This is a genomic window from Microcoleus sp. D2_18a_D3 (genome assembly GCF_036702455.1).
Lineage (GTDB): Bacteria > Cyanobacteriota > Cyanobacteriia > Cyanobacteriales > Microcoleaceae > Microcoleus.
In genome coordinates, this window is record NZ_JAUBTK010000013.1 from 94479 (window position 1) to 104015 (window position 9537).

Annotated in this window: 11 protein-coding genes; 5 read left to right on the forward strand and 6 right to left on the reverse strand. The window is 45.8% G+C overall.

Annotated elements, in window-relative coordinates; genetic code table 11:
* The first annotated feature begins 287 nt into the window (after nucleotides 1-287).
* The 4 genes from QUB06_RS08955 (at nucleotide 288) to QUB06_RS08970 (ending at nucleotide 3229) form a co-directional block, all read left to right on the forward strand.
* The gene (locus QUB06_RS08955) at nucleotides 288-1385 is read left to right on the forward strand and encodes a phosphotransacetylase family protein (RefSeq protein ID WP_333435002.1); all 1098 of its coding nucleotides are present in this window, start codon (nucleotides 288-290) and stop codon (nucleotides 1383-1385) included.
* A gap of 278 nt (nucleotides 1386-1663) precedes the next feature.
* The gene (locus QUB06_RS08960; protein WP_333258007.1) at nucleotides 1664-2167 is read left to right on the forward strand and encodes a DNA recombination-mediator protein A; all 504 of its coding nucleotides are present in this window, start codon (nucleotides 1664-1666) and stop codon (nucleotides 2165-2167) included.
* Between the two features lie 15 nt (nucleotides 2168-2182).
* Complete coding sequence (locus QUB06_RS08965; RefSeq protein ID WP_333055489.1) at nucleotides 2183-2599, forward strand: MAPEG family protein; 417 nt, start codon at nucleotides 2183-2185, stop codon at nucleotides 2597-2599.
* Nucleotides 2600-2737: 138 nt separating this feature from the next.
* The gene (locus tag QUB06_RS08970; protein WP_333435003.1) at nucleotides 2738-3229 is read left to right on the forward strand and encodes a YajQ family cyclic di-GMP-binding protein; all 492 of its coding nucleotides are present in this window, start codon (nucleotides 2738-2740) and stop codon (nucleotides 3227-3229) included.
* 91 nt (nucleotides 3230-3320) lie between these two features.
* Here QUB06_RS08970 and QUB06_RS08975 read toward each other — a convergent pair whose 3' ends face one another.
* From QUB06_RS08975 to QUB06_RS09000, 6 genes are all read right to left on the reverse strand, one after another.
* Nucleotides 3321-4940, reverse strand: a complete 1620-nt coding sequence (locus QUB06_RS08975; protein WP_333435004.1) for a mucoidy inhibitor MuiA family protein — start codon at nucleotides 4938-4940, stop codon at nucleotides 3321-3323.
* 221 nt (nucleotides 4941-5161) lie between these two features.
* Complete coding sequence (locus QUB06_RS08980) at nucleotides 5162-5338, reverse strand: hypothetical protein (RefSeq protein ID WP_333289528.1); 177 nt, start codon at nucleotides 5336-5338, stop codon at nucleotides 5162-5164.
* A gap of 113 nt (nucleotides 5339-5451) precedes the next feature.
* The gene (locus QUB06_RS08985; RefSeq protein WP_333435005.1) at nucleotides 5452-6342 is read right to left on the reverse strand and encodes a methylenetetrahydrofolate reductase; all 891 of its coding nucleotides are present in this window, start codon (nucleotides 6340-6342) and stop codon (nucleotides 5452-5454) included.
* A 162-nt stretch (nucleotides 6343-6504) separates the two neighbouring features.
* Nucleotides 6505-7515, reverse strand: a complete 1011-nt coding sequence (gene trpS, locus QUB06_RS08990) for a tryptophan--tRNA ligase (protein WP_333435006.1) — start codon at nucleotides 7513-7515, stop codon at nucleotides 6505-6507.
* A 62-nt stretch (nucleotides 7516-7577) separates the two neighbouring features.
* Entirely contained in the window at nucleotides 7578-7718 is a 141-nt protein-coding gene (locus tag QUB06_RS08995; RefSeq protein ID WP_333435007.1) for a hypothetical protein, read from the reverse strand.
* A 57-nt stretch (nucleotides 7719-7775) separates the two neighbouring features.
* Complete coding sequence (locus QUB06_RS09000; RefSeq protein WP_333435008.1) at nucleotides 7776-8891, reverse strand: HlyD family efflux transporter periplasmic adaptor subunit; 1116 nt, start codon at nucleotides 8889-8891, stop codon at nucleotides 7776-7778.
* Between the two features lie 339 nt (nucleotides 8892-9230).
* Between QUB06_RS09000 and QUB06_RS09005 the strand changes: the two genes are divergently transcribed.
* Entirely contained in the window at nucleotides 9231-9458 is a 228-nt protein-coding gene (locus QUB06_RS09005; RefSeq protein ID WP_333435009.1) for a secretion protein HlyD, read from the forward strand.
* Nucleotides 9459-9537: the final 79 nt, after the last annotated feature.

Consider the following 9537-nt stretch of genomic DNA (forward strand, 5'->3'; position numbering starts at 1 on the left):
TCCGAATGCCGAAAAATATTACAATTAAAATCGGTTTTTAAAGGAATTAGGGGCGATAAATACTTATCAAAAACTGCTGGTAAAACAAACAATTTAAAAACGGGTTTTCCCAAAATCAAGTAAAAAGAATGGGAAGAAAAGCGTTACGAACAGGTGAATAAAAAATTTTCGCAAAAAAACAATGTGCCCAAAAGCGACAAAATCGAGTATAATAGTATTGCCAATTTGAGTCGCAGTTCAGAAATACTGTAGAAAAAACTAAATTTATTGAAATAGACAGGTGCAAATTGAGGATTGAAGGCGTACCAAAATTGACTAAATATTTGCTGATCGGTTCCACAAAAGCTTACAGTGGCAAGTCTGCCATCGCCCTAGGGATGGCACTCGGACTCCGGGGAAAAGGACTGGCCGTCGCCTACGGCAAACCTCTGGGAACCTGTTTCAGCTCGCCAGGAGCTGGGATCGAGGACGAAGACGTGCGGTTCGCGGTAGAGACGCTGAATCTCTCAGAAAGTCAGATGCCGTCAACATTGCTGTATTTGGATGAAGAGACGGTTCACAAGCGTTTGCGGGGAGAAGACAAGACAGATTACCGCCAGTCTTTAGCGCAATATTTGCAAGTTCCCAGCGGAGACTTGGCGCTGTTAGAAGGCCCAGCTAATTTGGAGGAAGGCAGTCTGTTTGACTTGTCTTTGGCTCAAATCGCTGAGGCAATTGATGCCTCTGTGCTGTTGGTAGCCCGCCCGATCGATCTGTATGTAGACGATTTGCTGTCGGCTAAACAGCGTTTGGGTTCGCGGTTGCTGGGCGTGGTACTCAACGACGTTCCCTCGGACAAACTCGAATCCGTAACGGCGACTGTGCGGCCTTTTCTGGAGGCTGCGGGTATTCCAGTTTTGGGAATGCTGCCGAGAAGTGCTTTGCTGCGAAGTGTCAGCGTCAAAGAATTGGTGCACCAATTGAAAGCTGATGTGCTGTGCCGTCGAGACCGTTTGGACTTGATGGTGGAAACCTTGACAATTGGCGCGATGAATGTTAGTTCGGCTATGAAGTATTTCCGCAAAGCGAGAAATATGGCGGTGGTGACGGGGGGCGATCGCACGGACATTCAGCTAGCTGCTCTGGAGAGCTCGACTCAGTGCTTAATTTTGACAGGCCACTTGCCTCCTTCTCCCCTAGTGCTCGGCAGGGCAGAAGAAATGGAAATTCCGGTTTTGTCTGTTGATTTGGATACCTTAACCACGGTAGAAATTATCGACAGCACCTTTGGCAGCGTGCGCCTGCACGAACCGATCAAGGTGGAATGCGTTACTCAGCTAATGGCAGAACATTTTGACCTTGATGGCATGATGGCATCCTTGGGCCTGAGCGATCGAGTCCATTAAGAAGAGAGCCGGAGCTGAGGGAAGAAGGTATTCGGCAGAGAGAACTTTTTGTTTAAATAAATAAAAAGCTAAAATTCTTAAATTCTCAATTTTTCTTGAATTCTACCTTGAGCTCCGGCTGGCCAATGTCGGAAGACATTCTGCCTTCTGGCTTCCTCAAATCTCCCGATCCTCTAGTCTGATCCCGTAAATCAGCAATTCTTAACTTCTTTTTGGCGGCAATGGCTAGTGAGTCTGCTAAAATCCACAACGTAGTTTTATTTAATTTAATAAATTCTTTGAGTCAATCAATTGAGCTACCCAGAGTAGATGATTTTTTACAAGAACTAGCGGCGATCCAGCAAACCAGCTCCAAGCGGCTTGCTCTTTTGGGTTCTCGCCACGTTCCTATTACCCACCAGCAGCTAATTGAGATGCTGAGCTACGCCATAGTTCTGGGAGGCAATCAGCTCATCACTTCTGGCGCAACAGGCACCAATTCAGCAGCAATTCGGGGGGCAATGCGAGCAGATCCTAATCTGCTGACGGTGATTTTGCCGCAAAGCATGAGCCGCCAGCCTCGGGAGTCTCGCGAGCAACTCGAACAAGTGATACATTTGGTAGAAAATCCCAAAAATGATAGCTTGTCTCTCCCGGAAGCAAGCGCCATGTGCAATCAGGAGATTATTTCTCGCTGCCAGCAACTGATATGTTTTGCTTTTCACGAAAGCCACACTTTGCTGAAAACTTGCCAGGATGCGGAGGAACAGCGCAAGGTGGTTACTCTGTTCTATTTTGATTGAACTGCGAGGCGGATGATGCTGTTGGGATTACCTGTGTCGGTTATTCTGCTTGATTGTATTGCTGCTGCTGCTGCGCTGGTGTACGCACCGTTTTTGGTGGTTGCGTTCGCCCGCTTGCAGCTAGGCTATGACCAAGCAGCCCCCCGCGCTATGTTTGAGAGGTTGCCTGCTTACGCTCAGCGGGCAACTTGGGCTCACCAAAATTCGTTTGAGACGTTTATGCTGTTTTCAGCGGCGGCTTTGATGGCTTTTGTGACGGGGGTAGATTCGGAACCGGCGGGTTGGGCTGCGATCGCTTTTACGATCGCCCGGTTGTTGTTTTCGGTTTTCTATATTCTGAATGTGCCGCTGGGGCGATCGCTCATGTTTGCGATTAGTTCTTCTTGCACTGTTTCTTTATTCTATTTCAGTTTAATGGCTGTTAACGGCTAATTTTCAGTAGTCATTGGTTATTGGTTATTGGTTATTGGTTATTGGTTATTGGTTAGTTGTTAATGCCCAATGCCCTGTTTTGCCAATGCCCAATGCCCAATGCCCAATGCCCAATGCCCCATTACCAATTACTAATTTATGGCTGCTAGTTATTCCTTTGATATTGTCAGCGATTTCGATCGGCAAGAATTAGTCAATGCTGTTGACCAAACAACGCGAGAAATCCTAAGCCGTTACGACTTGAAAGATACCAAAACCACTGTAGAATTGGGCGCTGAAGCAATTACTGTCAATACCGACAGTGAATTTACTCTCGACGCGATTCACACTGTTTTGCAAACTAAAGCCGCGAAGCGGAATTTATCTTTGAAAATTTTTGATTACGGCAAAGTTGAAGCTGCTAGCGGCAGTCGGGTGCGTCAAGAAATCAAGCTGAAAAAAGGGATTGACCAGGAAATTGCCAAGAAAATCACTAAATTAATTCGAGATGAGTTTAAAAAGATTCAAGGCTCGATTCAAGGTGATGCAGTGCGCGTTTCGGCTAAGGACAAGGATGATTTGCAGTTGGTGATTCAACGCTTGAAGCAAGAAGATTATCCGGTAGCTTTGCAGTTTACAAATTACCGCTAGATTTGAGAGTTTTTCGGGACTTCAGTCCTCATACGTGGTGACGAATCAGGACTAAAGTCCTGACTACAAACAAGTTTTTATCGACTTAATATTAAATATCTAAACCGATGACTGTTAAATCGGGAGGATGTTCGACAACAAACTGGTAATATAACTCTTGCTTTGCTTGCGGCGGCAGAGACATTATCCATTCTAGTAGTCCCATTTCACCTGCTACTATCTTCGGATTAGTGAGAGTCAACCGCACTTTAATTTGTTCATTACGACTGACTGGCAATTGCTCTTGTAGTGTCAGGCGTACCTGCACCTGCCGCAGGTTAGTCACACTCAAACGATAGGCGTAACTCGTGCGCCGCTGATTGCCGATAAGTTTTTTATCTACTTGTCTTTCCACTAATTGCCGCTCTATTTTTAACCCTTCATCTATTCCTAAATTCAGCTTATATTCTTGCCCGGGGGAAACATTTTCTAACTGCACAGTGCCGACAAAAGTGTTGTCGCGAAAGATATTTGCTTTACCGGGCAGAAGAGTTGCACCTGTCAGCGGATTCACAACAACTGCTTGCCAATAGGCAAAACTGACTAAGTGTGGGACGGCAATATATTCAGGTTGAGAGGGATAATTTTCGCTAAAAATAGTCACTTTCTGCCTCGAACTGTCGCTGGGAATATTGGTATTTCCGGCTATTTGAAAAGAGACTGTGCCGCCTTCTCTGGATACTTGAGCTGTTGCTATTTCAGCTTCTATGCGCCGTCCTTCACTGGGGAGTGAAGCGCCTGCATAACCTTCTTCTAGGATCTCTTCTAGGTCCCATAAATCATCCTCTGATGAACCCCGACCAGCGGGTGCCATTAACTCGAATATCTCGATATACCAAGGCTTTAGTTGTGGTGGGAGACTTCCCAATCCGGGTTTTGCTGTAGATAATGTCAGCGCTACTCCTGTCCAATCTTCGCCTGTATTTTGTTTGACATCGGCTAGGTAATGGAGATTAATTTGGTTGTTGGTGGTATTGACTCGCAAGTCGTAAAGGGGAGTCCAAGATGCTCGCTTTACTACATAGGAAAGTTCTAGTTCAAAGTTGCCGCTGCCGCTTGGTTCGATGGCGACAATGATGTTAAAACTTTGCTGGGAATGGGAAGTCCTTACTTGTACTAACTTATGCTTTAAAATTTGTATTTGAGTGTCTAATTCGTGCTGTTGTCTTTCGTGCTGCGCGATCGCACTTACATATTTTAGGTAATTAGTTCCTAAAAAGTTGAGCATTTCGCCAGTTTCGTTTAAACCTACCTGCTGTTTGGCGATGCTGCGGGAAAAGAAACGGACGCTTTTTTCGCTTAAATCTTCGACAAATTTGAGTTGAATTCTTCGGGCATCTAACTTGTCTTTTATTGCCCGTTTTTGGGTTTCTAATTCTTGGATTTGTTGGGTTAATTCGGCGATGCGATCCGCTACAGGTTCCCTGCTAAACACTCTGTCGCTGCGTACTCCCAGCAATCGCACAGCAACTGTACCCGCACCCGTAGCCCTGACTGACTCTGTTTCGAGGGTTGCGGGAATAGATACGATCGCCAATTCTCGCTCGTTTCCCGTCAAAGCGACTGTACCGCGGCGCGTCACCAAAGCGCGATCGGTGTAAACTGTAACTTCTGATATGCTAGTATCTAGTGTTTTGAGGGTATCAGAATTAAGTATTTCTGAGTCAGTCATTGCCAGTTGCTCCTATTTAATAACCGTTTAGTCGATCGAGCACTTTCAAAAGTAGTTTATTGGTCAATTTTGCCGATCGCCCATTCCTCTAGAAAACTCCTCAAGCGCATCCAAAGGGGAAGCAAACAAAATGCAGCGTTTAAGCAAAGACAAGTCTAAATCCGGCAGTATTTCACTGCTAGCAATGCGATCGTAATCTTCCTCTGGCCGATGGTAAAGCTCTAGAGTGCCATCTTCCCAACAATTTCTAACACTCCATCGCAGTAAAATAATCCCACCCCCGGAACGTCTTCAAAACCAGCTTGAATGGTCTTGAATTGATGCCATGTCAAACCGCGCCAAGTGAAACGTTGTTCGACTGCGGGAGAACTGCTTGGATTGTCTACAGTTTGAAGCATGATTGTTTTATTGATGTTCAAAATGGTAGCGCGGGACTGGGCGGGTTTACGAGTTTACGAACTCGTTAGTTTTAGGTATTGATAGTTGGTAAAACCCGCGCCTAGGTTTAATTTTAGCTTAGTGGCTCGATTCCTGCCAAATCCAAAATTTGAGGAATTAAATCTTCTCGTTTGACGGCCATCATGTGAACTCCTTGACAAATCTGCCGCGCTAGCTTGACTTGTTCGGCAGCAATTTTCATGCCTTCCTGCAATGGTTCTGGAGCTTTTGCTAAACGATCGATCGTTTCTTGCGGAATGTGAACTCCCGGCACGTATTTTTTAATAAATTCAGCATTTTTAGCTGATTTAAACAAAAATATTCCTGCTAAAACTGGCTTGTTGCAGCCCGCAGCCACGTGGTGCATAAACTTATCCAAAACTTCAAAATCTGTAATTAATTGACTCTGAAAAAACTGGGCTCCCGCCTCTACTTTTTTCTCAAATCTACTTTGCAAACCAGACCAACTGGGGCATTGCGGATCGACGGCAGCACCGACAAATAAATCGGTAAATCCGTCTGTTAAAGGTTTGTCATTCCAGTCTTTGCCGCCATTCATTTTTTGGATGACTTGTAACAGTCGTACTGATTCCAAGTCGAATACACTTTTTGCTTTCGGATGGTCGCCGGCTTTCACGGGATCGCCTGTAAGTGCTAATACATTGCGAATTCCTAAAGCGTGGGCTCCCATGAGATCGGCTTGCAGGCCAATTTGATTGCGATCGCGACAAGCAACTTGACAAATTGGCTCAATTCCGTGCTGCACTAAAATCGCCGAAACTGCTAGGGGGCACATTCGCAAAACTGCGCGACTCCCGTCTGTGACATTAATGGCGTGCACTCTGTTTTTGAGGCGTTCCGCCATTTGAATTGTGTGAGTTATGTCGCCGCCTTTTGGGGGGGCAACTTCGGCGGTAATTATAAATTCTCCGGGGGTGGTGCAGGCTGTGCGAAAACGGTTCATAGTTATTTCAAGGAAGAAGGCACGACACTGATTTTGACACGGATACACGGATTAATTATCGAGGGTTCCTTCTGAGGATGAAGGAACAAAACCCTTCGACTTACTTCCCTTCGGCTACGCTTTGCATGATTTGTTCAGAGTAAAAAGAAGGAAGAAGGAAGACTAATTAGGCAGAGAATAACCGAAAGCTGTTTTAACCTTAGTTAGAGTTTGATTAGCAATAGCTTCTGCTTGTTCTCTTCCGCGACGTAGTACAGACTCCAAATATCCCCGATCGTCCATTATTTCCTTGTATTTATCCTGAATTGGTTTGAGGGCATTAATTGTCGTCTCTGTCAGCAAGGGTTTAAAATCTCCCCAACCCATGTTTTCACACTCCGCTGCTACTTCTTCCTTAGATTTGCCGGAAAGCAGGAGATAAAGTGTCAGCAAATTTCTAGCTTCGGGGCGATCGGGGTCGTCAAAAGTCAAACCCCGCACGGCATCTGTTTTGCAGCGCTTGATTTTTTTGGCGATCGTATCTGGCGAATCCAATAAATTAATTCGACTTTGTTCGGAAGGGTCAGATTTCGACATTTTGCGCGTGCCATCAGTCAAACTCATCACCCTCGCACCGTCAGTCCGAATTAAGGGTTCGGGAAGTTTCAATACTGGCTTTTCGGGTGTGCCGAATTGGTGATTTAATCTGATGACAATATCGCGGGTGAGTTCCAAATGCTGTTTTTGGTCTTCTCCCACTGGCACTTTGTCGGCATCGTAAAGCAAAATATCGGCTGCCATTAACACGGGATAATTTAGCAAACCGGCGTTGACATTTTCGCCTTGTTTAACTGCTTTTTCTTTAAACTGAATCATATCTTCGAGCCAGTTAATCGGCGTAATACAGTTGAGCAGCCATGCTAGTTCTGTGTGCGCCGAGACGTGGGATTGCACGAAAATAGTAGAATATTCTAAATCGATGCCGCAAGCTAAATAGAGTGCGGCGATCGTGTAAGTGTCGGAGGCTAGAGTTGCTGGATTGTGCGGTGCGGTAATTGCGTGCAAATCGACTACGCAGAAGTAATTTTCGTACTGACTTTGATTTTCTACCCAGTTGCGAATGGCACCGAGATAATTGCCGAGGTGAAGATTGCCGGTTGGCTGAACTCCCGAAAGAACGCGCTGTTTGCCCATGAGGAAAGAATAGAATTGAACTCACATTTCTATATTGACACGTTATTTCAATTTCAGAGCCTCTAATTTTCTGGCGGTTGACTGTTGACTGTTGACTGTTGACTGTTGACTGTTAACTGCTGACTGTTGACTGTTGACTGCTGACTGCTGACTGCTGACTGCTGACAACTGACAACTGACAACTGACAACTAACAACTGACAACTAACAACTGACAACTGACAACTAACAACTAACAACTGACAACTGACAACTGACTAATTACCAATCTGTCAGCAACCTTGCTTTCCGCAAAACAAATGTCAGAACTGTTTCTTCGCCGGTAATAATATCGGCTCTGCCTTCCATTCCCGATTGAATGGAATACTGGCGGGGGACATTAGCCTGGGAGTTTCCGAAGAATTGGCCGTTGGCGGATTTGAGCTTTGTTAAATAAGTTTGTTCGGGCTTAATTGCCACTTCGTAATAAGCTGTACCTAAATTATTAGTGGGATTTTGAGTGGCGATCGCATCTGGGGCGATTTCGCTGACAGTTCCTTTTAATGTGCCGTAATCGGGGAAAGGCAAAGCTGAAATCCTGATCTGTACGGGTTGGCCGATTTGGATGCGGGCGATGTCTTGGGATGTCACCTTGGCTTTGACTACCAGGGGTACGTCGCTGGGGACGATTTGGGCGATCGCGCTGCCGGCTTGTACGCTTTGACCGGTATTTCGTACTTCCAATCTGAGAATTGTACCATCAGCGGGCGCGCGGATCACGCTATTTTCGAGTTTTAAGTCAATTTGATTTAGTTCTTTTTTAGCTTGAATCAATTGTTGTTGAAGGGACGATCGCTTAACGAGCAAAACCCGCCGACTTCTGCCCAGTCTTTCGGCGACATCTGGCAGCGATGTGGCGAATTTTACTAAAGCGGCTTCGATTAATTCCTGTTGAGCCGAACTTTCACTTTGGATGCTTTTAAATTGGGCGCTGGCCAAAATTTGATTTTCTAAGTCGCGCAGTTGCTGGTTGATTTGCTGTGCTGCTGTTTGAGACTGATTAATTATTTCTTGTAACTGCTTTTTTTGATCGTCCAAACGCGAAGCATTTACAACGGCGATCGCATCTCCTTCTTTTATTGTCTGATTTTCGCTGACAGCAATGCTTTCGACGGTTCCTTCGGTTGCTGCTTGCACGACGCGCACTTCTCCTGCTGGACGGACGATCGCGTCTGCTTTGACTGTAGCGCTGTATTTGGTGACGCTAGCGAGGGCGATCGCCCCGCCAAAGGTCGCCACCATCAAAATGCCCCCCAAAGTCGTCCAGCGGCTGACAGGGGGCAAAAACTGGTCGTTATCAAAGGTTTCAGTGGGTGTGGCTTCGGGAGTGAGAGACATGGCGGCAAGGGGGAGAGGGGAATAGTTTGGAGTTTTGAGTTTTGAGTTGGGGGAGAGGGAGAGCTCAATCGCTGATTTCTTTTGTCACTTTTACTCTCACCTTTCCGGAAACCAAGCATAGGTTTAGAAGTCTAAATCAAAATTCACAGGGTAAAGGTAAAAATCCGCACAGCTTTGCCGTTCCCACCCACAAACTTCGCCAAATATCAAGAGGAGTGAAGCCAGCGGGCCAGTCTCATGAAAATACGGCGTTTCCGCCATGAGTTTTGGCACTGTTACCGGGTTTTTCCTGTATGCGTAGATAGTAAGTAAGTACATAGGTATTAATAGGAGTTATTTATGTCAGAAAATCAACAAGGTTCACTCTTCATCGAACTAACCGATGGAGAATCTGCTACTGTCAACGGTGGCAGTATTACCAGCGATGTTAGCGGTGCTAAAAGCAACAGCGAGACGGAGAACAGCAGCAGCTATGGCCTGAATATGCTGTTTTTCCTGCCGCAGCCTAGCCAGCTTTATCTGTACGATCCTCGCCGCGATCGCCCTTACAAAACTCTAGTGGTTTAGAGAGCTGAGTCAAGTTGTGCTATCGAGTAAACTTTCAAATTTTATCGGTAATATTCCGGAAGCCGCACAGCACTACCAG